Annotated in this window: 22 protein-coding genes; 18 read left to right on the forward strand and 4 right to left on the reverse strand. The window is 28.5% G+C overall.

Annotated features, from left to right (window positions below):
- Nucleotides 1–83 precede the first annotated feature (83 nt).
- Entirely contained in the window at nt 84–1,493 is a 1,410-nt protein-coding gene (locus LEQ07_RS15595; protein WP_263331358.1) for an RNA-binding domain-containing protein, read from the forward strand.
- Between the two features lie 198 nt (nt 1,494–1,691).
- Here LEQ07_RS15595 and LEQ07_RS15600 read toward each other — a convergent pair whose 3' ends face one another.
- Genes LEQ07_RS15600 through LEQ07_RS21915 form a run of 4 tightly spaced genes read right to left on the reverse strand, consistent with a single transcriptional unit; the run spans nt 1,692 to nt 3,947 of the window.
- Nucleotides 1,692–2,435, reverse strand: coding sequence for an amino acid ABC transporter ATP-binding protein (locus tag LEQ07_RS15600; RefSeq protein ID WP_263331359.1), 744 nt, complete (start codon nt 2,433–2,435; stop codon nt 1,692–1,694).
- Nucleotides 2,436–2,446: 11 nt separating this feature from the next.
- Complete coding sequence (locus LEQ07_RS15605; RefSeq protein WP_046821783.1) at nt 2,447–3,115, reverse strand: amino acid ABC transporter permease; 669 nt, start codon at nt 3,113–3,115, stop codon at nt 2,447–2,449.
- An 11-nt stretch (nt 3,116–3,126) separates the two neighbouring features.
- Entirely contained in the window at nt 3,127–3,504 is a 378-nt protein-coding gene (locus LEQ07_RS21910; RefSeq protein ID WP_332843261.1) for a transporter substrate-binding domain-containing protein, read from the reverse strand.
- A 23-nt stretch (nt 3,505–3,527) separates the two neighbouring features.
- Entirely contained in the window at nt 3,528–3,947 is a 420-nt protein-coding gene (locus tag LEQ07_RS21915) for a transporter substrate-binding domain-containing protein (protein ID WP_332843262.1), read from the reverse strand.
- A gap of 374 nt (nt 3,948–4,321) precedes the next feature.
- Between LEQ07_RS21915 and LEQ07_RS15615 the strand changes: the two genes are divergently transcribed.
- From LEQ07_RS15615 to LEQ07_RS15685, 17 genes are all read left to right on the forward strand, one after another.
- A complete protein-coding gene (locus LEQ07_RS15615) occupies nt 4,322–4,948 on the forward strand; it encodes a YveK family protein (RefSeq protein ID WP_052951950.1) in 627 nt (208 codons plus the stop codon).
- Between the two features lie 38 nt (nt 4,949–4,986).
- Nucleotides 4,987–5,730 carry a nucleoside-diphosphate sugar epimerase/dehydratase gene (locus LEQ07_RS21920; protein ID WP_332843263.1) on the forward strand — a complete coding sequence of 248 codons (744 nt, stop codon included), beginning with the start codon at nt 4,987–4,989 and terminating at the stop codon, nt 5,728–5,730.
- A 112-nt stretch (nt 5,731–5,842) separates the two neighbouring features.
- Complete coding sequence (locus LEQ07_RS21925) at nt 5,843–6,817, forward strand: UDP-N-acetylglucosamine 4,6-dehydratase family protein (protein WP_334307515.1); 975 nt, start codon at nt 5,843–5,845, stop codon at nt 6,815–6,817.
- Nucleotides 6,818–6,963: 146 nt separating this feature from the next.
- Complete coding sequence (locus tag LEQ07_RS15625; RefSeq protein WP_263331363.1) at nt 6,964–7,566, forward strand: sugar transferase; 603 nt, start codon at nt 6,964–6,966, stop codon at nt 7,564–7,566.
- 11 nt (nt 7,567–7,577) lie between these two features.
- A complete protein-coding gene (locus LEQ07_RS15630; RefSeq protein ID WP_263331364.1) occupies nt 7,578–8,204 on the forward strand; it encodes an acetyltransferase in 627 nt (208 codons plus the stop codon).
- An 11-nt stretch (nt 8,205–8,215) separates the two neighbouring features.
- A complete protein-coding gene (locus LEQ07_RS15635; RefSeq protein ID WP_263331365.1) occupies nt 8,216–9,349 on the forward strand; it encodes a DegT/DnrJ/EryC1/StrS family aminotransferase in 1,134 nt (377 codons plus the stop codon).
- A gap of 10 nt (nt 9,350–9,359) precedes the next feature.
- Complete coding sequence (locus LEQ07_RS15640) at nt 9,360–10,466, forward strand: glycosyltransferase family 4 protein (RefSeq protein ID WP_263331367.1); 1,107 nt, start codon at nt 9,360–9,362, stop codon at nt 10,464–10,466.
- 21 nt (nt 10,467–10,487) lie between these two features.
- Entirely contained in the window at nt 10,488–10,850 is a 363-nt protein-coding gene (locus LEQ07_RS15645) for a hypothetical protein (protein WP_263331368.1), read from the forward strand.
- Nucleotides 10,844–11,068, forward strand: coding sequence for a hypothetical protein (locus LEQ07_RS15650; RefSeq protein ID WP_263331369.1), 225 nt, complete (start codon nt 10,844–10,846; stop codon nt 11,066–11,068). Before LEQ07_RS15645 ends, LEQ07_RS15650 begins: the two co-directional genes overlap by 7 nt.
- The gene (locus LEQ07_RS15655; RefSeq protein WP_263331371.1) at nt 11,040–11,636 is read left to right on the forward strand and encodes a glycosyltransferase family 4 protein; all 597 of its coding nucleotides are present in this window, start codon (nt 11,040–11,042) and stop codon (nt 11,634–11,636) included. The genes LEQ07_RS15650 and LEQ07_RS15655 overlap by 29 nt, the downstream gene beginning before the upstream one ends.
- 30 nt (nt 11,637–11,666) lie before the next feature.
- A complete protein-coding gene (locus LEQ07_RS15660) occupies nt 11,667–12,212 on the forward strand; it encodes an acyltransferase (RefSeq protein WP_052951951.1) in 546 nt (181 codons plus the stop codon).
- Between the two features lie 73 nt (nt 12,213–12,285).
- Entirely contained in the window at nt 12,286–13,572 is a 1,287-nt protein-coding gene (locus tag LEQ07_RS15665) for a nucleotide sugar dehydrogenase (RefSeq protein ID WP_332843267.1), read from the forward strand.
- A 2-nt stretch (nt 13,573–13,574) separates the two neighbouring features.
- Nucleotides 13,575–13,730, forward strand: a complete 156-nt coding sequence (locus LEQ07_RS21930; protein ID WP_332843264.1) for a GDP-mannose 4,6-dehydratase — start codon at nt 13,575–13,577, stop codon at nt 13,728–13,730.
- A gap of 8 nt (nt 13,731–13,738) precedes the next feature.
- Entirely contained in the window at nt 13,739–14,548 is an 810-nt protein-coding gene (locus tag LEQ07_RS15670) for an NAD-dependent epimerase/dehydratase family protein (protein ID WP_332843265.1), read from the forward strand.
- Nucleotides 14,549–14,563: 15 nt separating this feature from the next.
- Nucleotides 14,564–15,895 carry an O-antigen polymerase gene (locus LEQ07_RS15675; RefSeq protein ID WP_263331374.1) on the forward strand — a complete coding sequence of 444 codons (1,332 nt, stop codon included), beginning with the start codon at nt 14,564–14,566 and terminating at the stop codon, nt 15,893–15,895.
- Nucleotides 15,892–17,424, forward strand: a complete 1,533-nt coding sequence (gene murJ / locus LEQ07_RS15680) for a murein biosynthesis integral membrane protein MurJ (protein WP_263331375.1) — start codon at nt 15,892–15,894, stop codon at nt 17,422–17,424. Before LEQ07_RS15675 ends, murJ begins: the two co-directional genes overlap by 4 nt.
- Nucleotides 17,425–17,569: 145 nt before the next feature.
- On the forward strand, nt 17,570–18,010 hold the full coding sequence (locus tag LEQ07_RS15685; protein ID WP_046823248.1) for a hypothetical protein: 441 nt from the start codon (nt 17,570–17,572) through the stop codon (nt 18,008–18,010).
- The last annotated feature ends 209 nt before the right edge of the window (nt 18,011–18,219 follow it).

Here is an 18,219-nt window from a genome sequence, read left to right on the forward strand (position 1 = left end):
GTCCATATAAAATTAAGTAAATCTTATAAAAAGAATTTTTTTAGTATATAATTATAAATATTAGAATTAAGGAGGTGCAATTGATGAATCAGACATTAAGTAAAATAATTAATATATTACAATCCGGAGAAAGTATATCTGTTGAGTTTAAACAAAGCCAAGTAAATCTCAATAAAGATGTATTTGATACGGTATGTTCATTTTTAAATCGACATGGTGGAGACATTGTTTTAGGGGTAGATGATGATGGATCAGTTATAGGTATTAACCCTGATAAAATTGATAAGATAAAAAAAGAGTTTGTAACTCAGATGAACAATCCAAATAAAATAAACCCTCCGTTTTATTTATCTATAGATGAAGTAAATATAGAAAGTAAAAAAGTTCTTCATATATATGTTCCTGAAAGTTCTCAAGTGCATAGATGCTCAAATAAAATATTTGATAGAAATGAAGATGGAGATATAGATATAACAAATAATACAAATCTTGTATCACAACTTTATGCAAGGAAGCAAAGAAACTATACAGAAAATAGAATATATAAAGCTATAACAATAGATGATTTAAGAATAGATATTATAAAGAGAATTAGGAAGTTAGCTAGTAATCAAAAAGTTAATCATCCTTGGCAAGATATGGATGATATGGAGCTGTTAAGAAGTGCTGGTCTTTATTTAAAAGATTACCAGACAGGTGAAGAAGGATTTACATTAGCTGCGGTATTACTATTAGGTAAAGATGAAGTTATAACTTCTGTCTTACCTCACTATAGAACAGATGCTATATTAAGAGTGGATGATAAAGATAGATATGATGATAGGGACGATATTAGAACGAATTTAATAGAGAGTTATGATAGATTGATGGGATTTATAGAAAAGCATTTAAAAGATAAATTTTATTTGGAAAAAGATCAAAGAATAAGCTTAAGAAATCATATATTTAGAGAGGTTATATCAAACATATTAATACATAGAGAGTATACTAACCCATTTCCTGCAAAATTAATAATAGAAGAAGATAAAGTTATAACTGAAAATAGCAACAAACCTCATAGGTATGGATATATAAACCCTGAAAATTTCTCTCCATTCCCTAAAAATCCTATTATTGCGAAAGTGTTCAAGGAAATTGGATGGGTTGATGAGCTAGGTTCTGGAGTAAGAAATATTTATAAATATAGTAAGTTGTACTCGGGAAATCAACCTAAACTAGTAGAAGAGGATATATTTAAAATATTTATACCAGTTATGCCACAAGCTATGCCACAAGCTATGCCACAAGCTATGCCACAAGGTGAATCAAGAAACTCTAAAATATTAGAATTTTGTAATGAACCGAAGAGCAAAAATGAAATATTAGAATTCTTAGGATTAAAAGATAGAAAAAATTTGATGAAGAATATATTGCAACCACTGATTAACAATGGAGAACTAAAGTTAATGATACCAGACAAACCAAGAAGCCCAAAACAAAAATACTATAGCTAAATCTTAGTTAAATTTATACATAAAAGTTGACAACTTTATAAACAAAAATGAAATCAAAAAAAGATAACCAAAATCAGTTAGCGAAGAATAAAAAATGTAAGTTGCAGCTACCTTTAAAGCTTTACTTCAGCTTTGGTAGCAAAACTTATATTTTTATTCAAGAGACCTACTAAAATTGGTTATCTTTCATTTTGCTATTTAAGCATACTCGTGAGCACTTATATTAGCAAATTGACTTATTCTACTGTTTTTACTAGATTTAAAAAGTTTATCCGGAGAATCATCTTCTACGATAGTTCCATTTTCCATAAATATTATTCTATCTGCAACTTGTTTTGCGAAGGTCATCTCATGAGTTACTATCAACATAGTTATATCAGATTCAGATAACGATTTTATAACCTGTAAAACTTCTCCTACAAGCTCTGGATCAAGTGCGGATGTAGGTTCATCCATAAGTATTATTTCTGGATCAACAGCTATAGCCCTAGCGATTGCAACTCTTTGCTTTTGACCACCAGATAGTTTCGATGGATATTCATAAAGCTTGTCACTCAATCCTACTAATGATAATTTTTCAATTGCTATTTTTTTTGCATATTCTTTTTTAAACTTCTTAACAACTAAAAGTGGTTCCATTACATTTTCTATAACTTTTTTATTATTAAAAAGATTATAATTCTGAAAAACCATTGCAGATTTTTTTCTTATTTTAAAAATATCCATTTTAGATAAATTATTTAACTTTACGCTAACATCGCCTATATGTAATTCTCCTTCATCAGGCGTTTCTAATAAATTAATGCATCTAAGCAAAGTCGATTTTCCGGTACCAGAAGGACCAATGATAGCAACTACCTCTCCTTTTTTAACTTGTAAATCTATATTATTTAAAACTATATTTTTATTAAACTTTTTAGTCAAATTAGTTATTTTTAGCATATATATCTCCCTTAATAGGCCTTACTCATTTTTACTTCTAATTTACTTTGTATAAATGATAATAATAAACTTAGACTCCAATAAATTATTATTATACATGTAAATGCTTCTAAATACTTATATGATGCAGCTGCCTCAGACTGTGCAGTTGCCATGATTTCAGTTACACCTATAGTAAAAGCTAATGCGGATCCTTTTATTATATCAGCGAACGTATTCATCATAGCAGGAATTGCTACTCTTATAGCTTGAGGTAAAATTACTCTTATCATAGCTTGAGTATAAGTCATACCAAATGCATAACAAGCTTCTAGTTGACCTTTATCTACAGAGGATATAGCACCTCTTAAACTTTCAGAAAAATATGCAGATGAATTTAGACCTAGAACTATAACTGCTGCTGTAAAAGAGTCTAACTCTTTCAATGATGGAATTACTTGTATTAATCCAAAATATATAAAAAACATTTGTGCTACTAGAGGTGTTCCCCTAAAAAATGACACATAAACTTTTGATAGTTTGTTTAAAATAGGAACTTTTGCATCTACAACTAAAGCTATTATTATACCTAATACTAATCCTAGCAACAATGCCAAAAACGACATTTTTAAAGTTACAGTTAAGTATTTTAACATAATAGGTATTAAGTTAGTAATAAAATTCAAATCGAAAATTTTCATATTGACACCTATTAATTTTCTTTAGTTGTATCTATTTCAAACCATTTATTAGACAACTTTGTAAATGTACCATCTTCATGCATCTCTTTTATTGCTTTGTTGACTTTCTCTATTCTTTCTTTGCTAGCTTCTTCTTTTCTAAATGGATACTGATTTATTTCATATACACCAGTATCTATATCTGCAACTTTTAATTTTAAATTTCCTTGTTCTATAGTTGTTTTAGCTTTTACTTCTGAAAGCCAAGCTGCATCTAATCTTCCATTTTCAACGTCTTTTTCCATAGGAACACCGTCAAATGTAACAATTTCTAGACCTAGATTATATTTTTCGTTTAAATCTTTTAGAGTTTTTTCTCCATTTCCACCTAATACACAACCAACTTTCATGCCTTTAAAATCTTCGATACTATCTAATTTACTATCTTTTTTACTATAAACTTATATTTGCTATAGGCATATGTATCACTAAAGTCATATTTTAATCTTCTTTCCTCATTTGTAGACATCTGATGAGCTACAGTATCTACTTTACTTGAATCTAACATTCCCATAAGGCCACTAAACTTAGCTGTTTGGTACTCTATTTCAAAATTAGCCCTTTGTCCTATTTCATTCCATACGTCTACTTCAAATCCCTTATTTTTATCATTTTCCTTAAAACACCATGGGAAATATTCAGTTGAGACCCCTACAACCAACTTTTCTTTTCCTTCTGATTTTACAGCAGTCTGTCCTTTTTCATTTTTCTCACTTGAACATCCTGTTAAAACTGTCATACAAAGTACTAAACTAGATATTACTGTTAATAATTTTTTTCCCTTAAATCTCATTATTTTACCCCCATTTTTGATAAAATTTTTACATTAGTATCATGATATCATATATAGAAAATCTTATCTTATCGGAATTTTCTATATATATTATACATATTATTTGAAATTTCTATTTTATATAAAACTAAAAAAGATAAGTAAAATCAGGTAGTGAAGAATAAAAAATATAAGTTGTAGATATCTTTAAAGCTTTATTTTCGCTTTGGTAGCAAAACTTATATTTTTATTCGAGCGACTTACTAGAATTGGTTATCTTTTTTAAAATTAAAAAAATAGTAACACAAAGCAAATCAACTTAATAAGATAAAGAGGGTAGAAAAATATGTAGAATAAACAATAAAATTGCAAAATAAAGTCAATGGAGGTCAAATATGGAGGGTAATATTGGCATAAAAGGATACTTACAAATTATAAAAAGAAGATCATGGATAATGTTTTTAATAACATTCATAGCAATATTTGTAAGTGCAGGTGTAAGCTTCTTTGGAGTAAATCCAGTATATGAAGCAAATACAACTCTTTTAGTAGATATTAACAAAAAACCTGGAGCTGAAATGATAACAAGTGAACAGCTCAGTGTTTCTGAAAAACTAGCAGTAACTTATGGAGAAATAATAAAATCAAAATCAGTATTAAATGAAGTTGAAGATTCACTAGATTTAAAATGTGGATATGAAGAACTTTCAGACAAGGTAAACGTCTCATCAATTAATAAAACACAAATCATTTCAGTATCAGTTCAAGACACAAATCCCAAAAGAGCAACAGACATAGCTAATGCTATACCAACAGCATTTCAACAAGAAGTAAAAAGAATAACAGAAGCTAATGACGTTAAGGTCATAGATAAAGCTGTAGTTCCAAACAAACCTACAAAACCAAACAAAGCAACAATCATAGCAATATCAGCAATACTAGGAATTATGATATCGTTATTTGTTATATTCTTACTTGAATATCTAGGGCCTAAGGAAGGTGTAAAAGAAAATGATAAATAAGAATTTATATAAAACTATAGTGGTAGTTGAATATAAGTATGTGCAAAATTAGGCAACTAATTTTAATCGCAACAGATATAGCATGCATAGTATTGGCCTTTTTAAGTTCTAACTGGATAATATATTCTAAATATAAATTACAAGATACAGGTTTATATGAAATCTTAACTTTTATTATTGTAAGTGTAGTGATTTTATCTTTATGCAAATGTTATAGAAATCTATGGAGATATGCAGGAGAAGAAGAATTAATAGCAATAGTATTTGCATGTATATTATCAATAATTACAACTTATTCAATACATTTATTGATAGGTATAGAATTTGTACAAACTTTTTATATACTAAATTTAATAATAACAACCTCGCTAATTAGTTGGGCAAGACTTACCTACAGAACAGGAAGGCGAGTTTTTATAAGAAGTAGATTAAAAGAAAAACCATCTAATGTCCTTATTGTAGGAGCAGGAAGTGCAGGAGATATAGTAATACAAGAACTTAAAAACAATCCTAAACTTTTAAAAAAGCCTATAGGAATAGTAGATGATGATATAAAAAAACAATGTAGAAGAATGCATAACGTGCCTATTATAGGTATGGTAAAAGATATAGACAGTATAGTAACTAAATATGGTATTGATGAAATTATAATAGCTATAGCTAATATAAGTAGAAAAGATAAAAAGAATATTATAGAAGTTTGTAAGAAAACAAAATGTAAATTAAAAACTATTCCAGGTATATTTGAAATTATAGATGGAATAGTAGATATAAAAAATTAGAGATGTTCAAATTGAAGATTTACTAGGTAGAGATCCAGTAAAAGTAAACCTAGATGAAATAAGTGGATATTTACAAAATAAAGTAGTATTAGTTACGGGTGGAGGTGGAAGCATAGGTAGCGAACTATGCAGACAAGTATCAAGCTTAAATCCCAAACAACTTATAATACTTGATAACTACGAAAATAACGCATACGCAATTCAACAGGAGTTAGTAAGAAAATATGGTACGAGCCTAAATTTAATTACAGTAATAGCATCAATTAGAGAAGAAAAGCGTATGGATGATATATTTAAAAAGTATAAACCAGATGTAGTATTTCATGCAGCTGCTCATAAACATGTTCCACTTATGGAAAAAAACCCAAGTGAAGCTGTAAAAAATAATATATTTGGAACAAAGAATGTAGCAGTTTTAGCAGATAAATACAAAGTTAAAAGGTTTGTACTTATATCTACAGACAAAGCTGTTAACCCAACCAATATAATGGGAGCAACAAAAAGAGCTGCAGAAATGATAATACAAACTATGAATGAAAAAAGTGAAACAGAGTTTGTGGCTGTTAGATTTGGAAATGTTTTAGGTAGCAATGGAAGTGTTATTCCATTATTTAAAAAGCAAATTGAAGAAGGGGGACCAATAACTATAACTCACCCAGAAATCACTAGATATTTTATGACTATTCCAGAAGCTGTACAACTTGTTATACAAGCAGGTGCAATGACAAAAGGTGGAGAGATATTTGTACTTGATATGGGAGAACCAGTTAAGATAGTTGATTTAGCAAAAAACTTAATCAAACTTAGTGGGTTTGAACCGGATGTTGATATATGCATTGAGTTTACAGGGCTTAGACCAGGAGAAAAGTTATATGAAGAGTTACTTATGAGTGAGGAAGGGCTAAGTGACACAAGTCATGAAAAAATATTTATTGGAAAACCAATCAGTATTAACGTAGAAAAATACAAGATGCATTTAGATTTTTTAAAAGCTATTGTAGATAAAGAAAAAGTAGAGCTAATTGATATTATTATGAGAGAGTTAGTTCCAACTTATATTACACCTGAAGAAGCAAATAAGAGATAAGCTTGATATCAGTGGAACTAAGGCAAATCATAGTTATCTCCTTAACACCAAGTCCTAAAGACCGCGGACTTGAAGTGCTTCGTCAACAACTATGATTTACCCCTAGATTATGCTGATAATAAAGCTTAAAAGAGGTGAAAAGATTTATGCAGAAGTTTATAAAAAGAGCTATTGATATTTTAGGTTCTTTTTTAGGAGGATTATTAATTTCTCCTATTTTAATTATCATAGCTATTTTAATAAAAATTAAGTTAGGATCTCCAATATTTTTTACTCAAGATAGAGTAGGAAAAGATGGTAAGGTCTTTAAAATAGTAAAATTTAGGACAATGCTAGAAGCTTATGATAAGTTTGGTGAGCCTCTATCTGATAAGGAAAGAGTAACTTCATTTGGAAATTTTCTTAGGAGCACAAGTTTAGATGAGTTACCAGAACTTATAAATGTGTTAAAAGGAGATATGAGTTTGGTTGGACCAAGACCATTACTTGTTGAATATATAGATTTATATTCTAAAGAGCAATTTAGAAGACATGAAGTTAGACCAGGAATGACAGGATGGGCCCAAGTTAATGGAAGAAATAATTTAAATTGGGATGAGAAATTTAAAATGGATGTTGAGTATGTAGATAATGTGAATCTCTTACTTGATATAAAAATTCTTTTCTTAACTATATTTAAGGTTTTAAAAAGAGATGGAATAAGCAAAGATGGGCATGTAACTATGGATAAATTTAAAGGTAATCAATAGTAGGTGATTGTATGAAAGAAGTTATTGTTATAGGTGCAGGAGGCCATTCATCTGTGATAATTGAAATTATCGAAGCTATGATAAATTCTGGACATGATTTAAAAATCAAAGGATTATTAGATGATAATGAAAAAATATCAGAATTTATGGGATATAAGATAATTGATAAGATAGAAAATGCAATGATTTATAATAGTGAAGACACTGAGTATGTGATAGCAATAGGCAATAATCAAACAAGAAAGAAAATATATAGTAAATTTAAAAACTTAAAATACTTTACAGCTATTCATCCAAGTGCCATTGTAAGTAAAAGCTCAGTTATAAAAGAAGGAACTGTTGTAATGGCCAGGGCCGTAATAAATGCAAATAGTGAAGTTGGAAGTCATGTGATTATAAACACTGGAGCAATTATAGAACACGATAATAGAATAGGTGATTTTTGCCATATATCACCAGGAGCAACACTATGTGGAGGAGTTACTATAGGAGAAGAAACTCATATAGGTTCAAATTCAACTATTATTCAATATAAAAGTGTAGGATCAAAAACAATAATAGGTGCAGGAGCTACAGTTATAAATGATATAGAATCAAATGTTGTTGCAATTGGATGTCCTGCAAAATCAAAACAATAGGGGTTATAAAAATGGAAAAGAAAATATATCTATCTTCCCCTCATATGGGAGGAGAGGAGCTAAATTATATAAATGAAGCATTTGATACAAATTGGGTTGCCCCACTTGGACCAAATGTTAACAACTTTGAAAAAGCAGTATGTGAATACACAAATTCAAAAGCCGCTACAGCCTTAGCTAGTGGAACGAGTGGAATACATTTAGCACTTAAGTGTTTAGGAGTAGGACAAGGAGATATTGTATTTTGTTCAACATTAACTTTTTCAGCTACTGCAAATCCTATAATATATCAAGGTGCAGAGCCTGTATTTATAGATTCTGAGTATGAATCTTGGAACATGAGTCCAATTGCACTTCAAAAAGCTTTTGATTATGCAGAAAAAAATAACAAAATGCCAAAGGCTGTTATAGTAGTTAATTTGTATGGGCAAAGTGCAGATTACGATAAGTTAAAAGATATATGTAATAAATACAATGTTCCTATTATAGAAGATGCGGCGGAGTCTTTAGGGGCAACTTACAAAGAAGCTCAAAGTGGAACTATAGGCGATATAGGTATATATTCATTTAATGGAAACAAGATAATCACTACTTCTGGTGGTGGGATGATGGTTTCAGATAATGAAGAATATATAAAAAAAGCTTTGTTTTGGGCAACTCAATCTAGAGAAAATGAGAGACATTATGAGCATAAAGAATTAGGGTTTAATTACAGAATGAGCAATATTGTTGCCGGGATCGGCATAGGGCAGATGAAAGTTCTTGATAAAAGAATAGAAAAGAAAAAAGAGATTTATGAAACTTATAAAAGTGCTTTCAAAGATATAGATAATATACAAATGATGAATGTATGTAACTTTGGTAAGTCAAATTACTGGTTATCTGTAGCTACGATAAATGTAAAATCTGAAATTAAACCATTAGATATAATATTGGCTTTAGAAAAAGAAAATATAGAAAGTAGGCCAGTATGGAAACCAATGCATATGCAGCCTTTTTTTAAAGAATATAAATTTTTTAGTTCTTTAGATATAGAAAGTGTATCAGCAGATTTATTTAATAGAGGCATATGTTTACCATCAGATACAAAAATGAACGAAGAGGATATAAATAAGGTGATAAATATAATTACACAAATGTTTTAAGGAGTGTCTTATGAAAAAAATTCTAATTTTAGCTAATAATGATATAGGATTGTATAACTTTAGAAAAGAATTGCCTCAGAGATTACTAAGGCTTGGATATGATGTAACAATAGCTTTACCATATGGAGAAAAAGTTGAAAAGTTTAAAGATATGGGATGTAATTTTATAGAAACTCCTATGAATAGAAGAGGTATGAATGTTATACAAGATTTAAAGTTATTGATTCAATATATAAAAATTATAAAGAAAATAAAACCTGACTTGGTTCTTACTTACACTATAAAGCCTAATATTTATGGAGGCATAGCGTGTAGAAGTTTGAATCAAAAAGTAATTCATACAGTTACAGGGTTAGGTAGTGTATTTATACGAGATTTATGGATAAAGAAAATATTAATAAAATTAAACAAATTTTCATTCAAAAACGCATGTCATATATTTTTCTTAAATAAAGAAAATCAAGATTTTTATAAAAACATAAAGATAATAGCAAATCAACAGCAGATAAGTGTTGTTCCAGGATCAGGAGTAAATCTTAAAGAATTTCAATTCAATGAATATCCTAATAATGAAAAAATCAAATTTACCTTTATAGCTAGAGTGATTAAAGATAAAGGAATAGAAGAGTTTTTAGAAAGTGCTAAAAATATAATAGATAAATATCCAAATGTAGAGTTTGATGTAGTTGGAGCAATTGATGAAGATATATATCTAAATAAATTAAAGGAATATGAAAAGTTAAAAGTTGTAAATTATTTAGGTCATAGATCAGATATCCAAGAGATAATGAAAAAATCATCATGTATAGTATTACCATCATATGGAGAAGGAAGAGGAACTGTACTTCAAGAGGGTGCAGCAATAGGAAGACCATTGATAACTTGTGACACATATGGGTGTAAGGATAATGTAGATGATGGATATAATGGATATTTGTGCAAAGTTAAAGATTATAAAAGCTTACAAAACTCTATGGAAAAATTTATAAACCTATCTTTTGAAGAAAAAAAAGAAATGGGTTTAAATAGTAGGAATAAAGCAGAAAAAGAATTTGATAGAGATATAGTAATAAAAAGCTATATTGATAAGATAAATCAAATTACACAAATGTTATAGATAGAAAGAGGTTTATAAAATATGAGTCTTTTATTTATACATGATCATAAATTTCCTAAGTTTAGAGATGAGTATTTTTGTTCATATGGATTTGATGATAAATTTTGTGATAGATATATTCAAAACTTTGGGAAAATCAAAATTATGGCTTGCCATACTAAAGCAAATATAAATGCAGCAAAGTTTTCAGATACAATAAGCGAAAATATATCATTTATTACTTTTAAAAATATAAAAGATATATTGAAAAGAAAAGTGAGAAAACAGATAGAAGAAGAGATAAAACAAAGTGAATATTTAATAGTAAGATTGCCTAGCTTTATAGGATTAATGTCTTTGAAATATATAAAAAAATTAAATAAACCTTATTTAGTTGAATGGTAGGTTGTCCATTTGATGCTTTATGGAATCACAGTATGTCCGGCAAATTTTTAGCACCAATTATGTATATGCTGTGTAAAAAAGAAATTAAAGAAGCTCCTTATGTTGTTTATGTAACTAACGAGTTTTTACAAAAAAGATATCCAACAAAAGGTGAAAGCATATCTTGTTCAAATGTTATGTTACCTAAAAATGAAAAAGATATATTACAAAAAGATTGAAAAAATACAAAGTGAAAAGTTAAATAAAAAAATTATTTTAGGAACATGTGCAACGGTAGGATCCAGATATAAAGGGCAACAAAATGTAATTAAAGCAATAAAAGTTTTAAGAGAAAAAGGCTATGAAGTAGAATATCAGCTAGTTGGAGGAGGAGATAATTCCTACCTTAAAAATATAGCTAAAAGATATGATTCTTATGAAAATATTAAATTTATGGGAGTACTAACACATAGTGAAGTATTTGATTGGCTAGATACTATAGATATATATGTTCAACCTAGTTTAACAGAAGGATTACCAAGGTCATTAATTGAGGCATTAAATAGAGGGTGTCCAGCTATAGGAAGTGATGCAGGAGGAATACCTGAGTTACTTGTAGATAAAAGTATATATCCAAAAAAATCATATAAAGAATTTGTAGATGCTTTTGAATATGTAAATATGCACAAAGAAGAACTAGCAATTATAAACTTTAAAAAAGCAAAAGAATATGAAAATAATAAATTAGAAGCTAGAAGAAGTGAATTTTTTAAAATGTTTAAAGAATTTGCAGATATATTGAATTAAATAAATTTAGTTTAAGTAATGGAGAATATTATGAGATTAAATAAAAAGCTATCAATATATTTAAACTTTATATTCAGAAACATACCAATACACATGGTGTTTTTAATTACATCATTATTTCCAAATCATTTATATACCAACCTAATTAGAGGATTTTTAATTAAACCATTTATAGGATCAAGCGGTAAAAAACTACAAATCGCACCTCGAGTTACAATAAATAATCCAGAAAATTTACATGTGGGAAACAATTGCTATATATCTCACAATGTTTATATAAATGCTAAGGGAAAAATTATCTTAGATGATAATGTTATTATTGGACCAATGAGTGTATTAGCTACAACAAATCATATATTTGAAAATGGAGTTGTAAAAAATAAAGGAATAAGTAAACCTATTCATATAAACAAAGGAACTTGGTGTGCGTCTCATGTTGTTGTAACAAGTGGGGTAACAATAGGCGAAGGAAGTTTAGTAGCTGCAGGATCTGTAGTAACTAAAAATGTAGAAAACAACATTATAGTAGGCGGAGTTCCCGCTAAATTTATTTCAACTAATGATAATATATCATAAGTTGAAAGGAGGATTTTAAATTGACATTAGAATTGTATCATAAAATAAAAGATAAAAAGAAAATATATCAGTAATTGGATTGGGATATGTAGGTATGCCATTAGCAATTGCTTTTGCTAAGAAAATAAATGTAATAGGATTTGATGTAAATAAAGAAAAAATAGAACTATATAAACAAGGAATAGATGTTACTAATGAGGTAGGAAATAAAGCTTTAAAAGAAACAACAGCTTTAATGGCAAGTGATGAAACTAAATTAAAAGAAGCTAAGTTTCATATAATTGCAGTTCCAACTCCAATAAATGATGATAAAACTCCAGATTTAAGACCAATAATTGGAGCAAGTAGAGTTTTAGGAAGAAATTTAACGAAGGGATCTATAGTAGTATATGAGTCAACTGTATATCCTGGAGTTACTGAAGAGGTATGTATCCCTATATTAGAAGAAGAATCTAACCTGAAGTGTGGAGTTGATTTCAAGGTTGGGTATTCTCCAGAAAGAATAAACCCAGGAGATAAGCTTCATAGATTAGAAAATATAACTAAAGTAGTATCTGGAATGGATGAAGAAAGTTTAGAAAATATAGCTAGTATATATGAATTAATTATAGATGCAGGGGTTCATAGGGCAGAGAGTATAAAAGTAGCAGAAGCCGCTAAGGTTATAGAAAACTCTCAAAGAGATATTAATATAGCCTTTGTAAATGAGTTATCGATGATTTTCAACAAGATGGAAATAGATACGAAAGCAGTTTTGGAAGCATCGGGAACTAAATGGAATTTCTTAAAATTTTATCCTGGATTGGTTGGAGGACACTGTATAGGTGTTGACCCTTACTATTTAACACACAAGGCTGAACAAATAGGATATCATTCACAAGTTATATTATCAGGAAGAAGAATAAATGATGGAATGGGTAAATATGTAGGAGAATCTACAGTTAAGAATCTAATAAAAGCTAATAAGCAAGTAAAGGGAGCTAAAGTAGCGATTTTAGGTATGACGTTTAAAGAAGATTGTCCAGATGTTAGAAACTCTAAAGTTATAGATATAATAAATGAATTAAAAGAATACGGAATAAATGTGTTTGTTGCTGATCCTATAGCAGATGAAAATGAGGTAAAAAGAGAATATGGGATAGATCTAACTAAGTTTGAAAATATAAAAAATATGGATGCAGTTATAGTGGCTGTAGGTCATAAGGAATATATGGAATTAACTTTAGAATCTATAAAAAAATTGTATGAAGAAAAGCCTGATTCATTAAACAGTGAAGATAAATTAGTGTTGGTTGACGTTAAAGGTATATTTGATAAAAAAGAAGCTCAGTTAAAGAATTACTTATACTGGAGGTTATAAAGTTGGGATACCAAGACGTGCAATTTCCTAAAGGAACTAAGTTTTTAGTAACAGGTGGAGCTGGGTTTATCGGCTCCAACCTTATTGAAGTACTATTAAATAAAGGTTATTTTGTAAGAGCTTTAGATAATTTTTCAATAGGAAAAGAGAGAATATAAAAGATTTTATGGAAAATGAAAACTTTGAGTTTGTAGAAGGCGATATAAGAGATATCCAAATATGCCAAGAAATTTGTAAAGATATAGATTATATATTGCATCAAGCAGCTTGGGGATCTGTTCCTAGATCAATAGAAATGCCTTTGTTATATGAAGAAATAAATATAAAAGGAACTCTAAACATGATGACAGCCGCTCGAGATAATTCAGTTAAGCGGTTTGTATATGCATCATCATCATCTGTTTATGGAGATGAACCTAATTTACCTAAAGTAGAAGGAAGAGAAGGAAAATTACTATCTCCTTATGCTATAACAAAGAAAGTTAATGAACTGTACGCTAGAAATTACTTTGATTTATATGGATTAGAAACTGTGGGTATGAGGTACTTTAATGTATTTGGTAGGAAACAAGATCCAAATTCGTATTACTCAGCAGTTATTCCAAAGTTTGTTAAATTACTTTTAAGTGATGAATCACCTACTATAAATGGAGATGGAGAGAATTCAAGAGACTTTACTTATATAGATAATGTAATAGAAGCTAATTTAAGAGCTTGTTTAGCTCCAAAAGAAGCTTGTGGAAAAGCTTACAATATAGCCTATGGAGGTAGAGTTTCTCTAAATGAATTATATGAAACTTTAAATAAACTATTATGTAAAGATATAAAACCTATATATGGACCATCTAGAAAAGGTGATATTAAACATTCAAATGCAGATATATCAAATGCTAGAAAATTATTAAATTATAATCCAAGTTATAGCTTTGAGGATGGAATAAAATTGACGATAGATTGGTACAAAAAAAATTTATAATAAAGGAAAATTACTATGGAATTACTATTTACTATAATAATATTTATTCAACTAGTAATAGCTATTATCGTATTAAAAGAAACGCTACATCCATTAGTTATTTTAAAAAGTGTAGTATTTTTAGGGTCCATAGGATTATTAATATTTCATAAAGAATGGGGTATTAATATTTCAGCTATGACAGTTTTTATATTGAGTACTGCAATTATGTGGGTGGACTTAGGTTTTGCATTTACGATGATGATAGCAAATACATCAAAGAGAGGAAATTTATATTTAAAAAACAATGAAAATTTACAAAATAAGAAATATGAACAAAAGATATTAAATATATCAACCAATAAAGCAATTTTATCAACTATATTAATTTTAATAACTATTATAGTGTATTTAAGTATTGGGAGTGAGTATATAGTAGGATCGGACAATATAAAAGAGTTTACTAGAAACTTAATGATATACAAAGGAGAAACTAGATCTAATGGGGCTGTAGACTTAGGGATATGGACATATATTCTATTAGTATGTCGTATGTTAGGTGTAGTATATATGTACTTTGCAGTCAAAGAATACATGACTAGTGGATGGAGTAAAAAAGTTAGTATTTTATTAATGCCGTCCATAGCTGTATTTATAATGGGATATATTTTAGGGGTAAGATCTATACTTGTAATATATTCACTAATTATTGTGTTTGTAGCATATAAAATTCAAGTAAAAAGCGATAAATATGAAAATGCTAGAGATAAAAAAAGATTAGAAATTAAGTATCTTATTATGGGAATTTTATGTATAGGATTCATTTTTTCTTACTTTTTTATAGCGGGTAAACTAGCAGGAAAAATAGATCCTAATGAAGGCTTGAATAATATTGCTATTTATCTAAGTGGTGGTATAGGTGCATTTGATAATGTGTATAAAAACTTAACATTTACAAGTGATTTATTTGGGCAACAGACATTTAGGATAATATATAAAGCATTTAATATAATTCCATTGTTTGATTTTGAAACTCAAAACACCATAAGCAGTACTATATATGGAACTGGTGGATTTAGAACTAATGTATATACTGCAAATCTAAATTTTATGGCTGACTTTGGATATATGGGAGTTATATTATGTAATATGTTAATAGGAATGTTTCATGGTTTTTTATATAATAAATCAAAAAATGAAATTGATGCAGGTGTATGGACTGTGTTAAATGCGTTTTTTATGATGCCTCTAGTATCTTATTTAAATGCAGAAAAATACTTTGCAGCTATGCCATTAAATGCAATATATTTTATAGCAATATATCTTCTTATAAAGCTACCGATTTTATATAAAAGGCGAATAAGATGAATAAAGTAGCCAAAACCACATTGATGTTAATGATAATAACTATACTATCTAAAATTTTGGGTTTTGCAAGAGAATTAGTGCTGGGAGGAATTTATGGGACTACATTTTACAGTGACGCATATATAGTTGCTATGAATATACCTGGAACACTGTTTTCTTTAATAGGAATTGCATTAGCTACAACCTTTATACCTTTATACTATGAAAATAATAAAAGTATAAAAGAGAGCAATAAATTTGTAAATAATATATTTAATATAACCTTGATTTTAAGTGGGGTACTAGTATTATTAGTGCTACTATTTACAGATCAAGTAGTTAAAATATTTGCAATGGGATTTGATGGTTATACTTTCAAGTTAACAGTAGAATTCACAAGAATTATGATATTTGGAGCATTGTTCATGGGAACAAGTAGTATAATAACATCTTTTTTACAAGCTAAAGAAAATTTTATGATTCCAGGGCTTGTAGGAATTCCATTCAATATTATTATAATAATAGTTATTATACTGAGCCTTAAGATAAATATATATATACTACCAATAGGTACTGTAATTGCGATGGCAAGTAGACTGGTGTTTCAAATTCCAAGTGCTCGTAGATATGGATATAAATATAAATTTGAAATTGGATTGAAGGAAGACTATATAAAAAAAGTTATATGGTTAGTAGGCCCTGTATTTATTGGAGTTGCGGTGAATCAAATAAATACAATGGTAGATAGGACTTTAGCATCTACATTATTGGAAGGAAGTATTTCAGCTTTAAATTATGCTAACAGATTAAACTCTTTTGTAATGGGATTGTTTATAGCATCAATAGGAACAGCTATATATCCCGCACTATCCAAAATGTCGTCTGATAGTAATAAAGAGAGCTTTACAAAAACTGTGTATAAGAGCGTTAATAGTGTAATACTTTTAGTTATTCCAATATCAGTAGGTGCTATGGTTTTAGCTACTCCGATAGTGAGTTTATTGTTTGAAAGAGGTGCGTTTGATGCAAATGCTACTAAAACTACAGCAAGTGCATTGATATTTTATTCTATAGGAATGGTTGGATTTGGGCTCAGAGATATACTGGGTAAGGTATTTTATTCATTACAAGACACAAAGACCCCTATGATAAATGGAGCTATGGCTATGGGAATGAATATAATACTAAACTTAATATTAGTTAAATTTATGGGTCATGCAGGATTAGCATTTGCTACAAGCTTATCAGCGATTATATGTATATTGATTTTATTTAGAAGTCTTAAGAAAAAGATTGGATATTTTGGGCAAGATAAAATAATAAAAACTACAATTAAATCAATAATAGCATCTATTTTAATGGGAATAACAACATATGTTATATATAGCATGTTATCAGGTATGTTGGGAATTGGCACAATACAAAAAGCTATATCATTATTTGGATCTATAGGAATAGGAGTTTTAACATACGGAGTATTAATAGCAATATTAAAAGTTGAAGAAGTAAGTATGATAATTAATTTTGCAAAAAGGAAATTGAACATGTAGTTTTATATAAAAACAAACTCAAAAAGATGACTAAGTTATATATTAACTTGGTTATCTTTTTAATAATTTGTTGATATAACTAAGCAAAATATATAGTATAATAAATATAAAAATTAAAAAATTAACAATCGAGGGGAAAAATTATATGAATGTAAGATTGACTAGTATAGGGATATTATTAGTATTATTTATATTTACGGTAGGGTGTAGTAAGTCACATAAAACTGTAGAAGATATTCAAGAAACAGCAAAAGAAAATGAAATTGAAAATCAAGAAGATGAAGATTTAAAAGAAATCAATATACAAGAATTGGAACAAAAATTATCTGCAGCATCATATAGTAGTGAATCAGAGCCTATACAGCGTAGCATGGAAGGTTCTCTAGAATATGTAAAAGGAATTTTGCCAGAAGGGGTAGAAGAGATTGATAGAACTTATGAAAGTGAAGTTGGGGTAACAGCAGTTATATATAAAGCAGATGGCATAGAGTTTGAAGTTAGGTATATGCATCCATACAAAGACAATGGAAAAAGTGATGAATATGATTTAAGCAAAACTGCTGGAATAGCTCTAACATTAAAATAAAAGTTTGAAAAAGTTCATGGATTATAATCTATGAACTTTTTTATGTAAAAAATAATTTAATATAAAGATAATCTATATAAGTGAAGGTATATATAGAAAATAACTATAAAAGGGAATATTTACTAAATTGTTATAATTATAAAGCAACTTTGTATTATAATTGATAAAAATGATGGGATGATAAATCGAAAATGATAGAAATAAAAAAC

Origin of the sequence: Paraclostridium sp. AKS73 (assembly GCF_025671395.1) — a bacterium.
GTDB classification, from domain to species: domain Bacteria; phylum Bacillota; class Clostridia; order Peptostreptococcales; family Peptostreptococcaceae; genus Paraclostridium; species Paraclostridium benzoelyticum.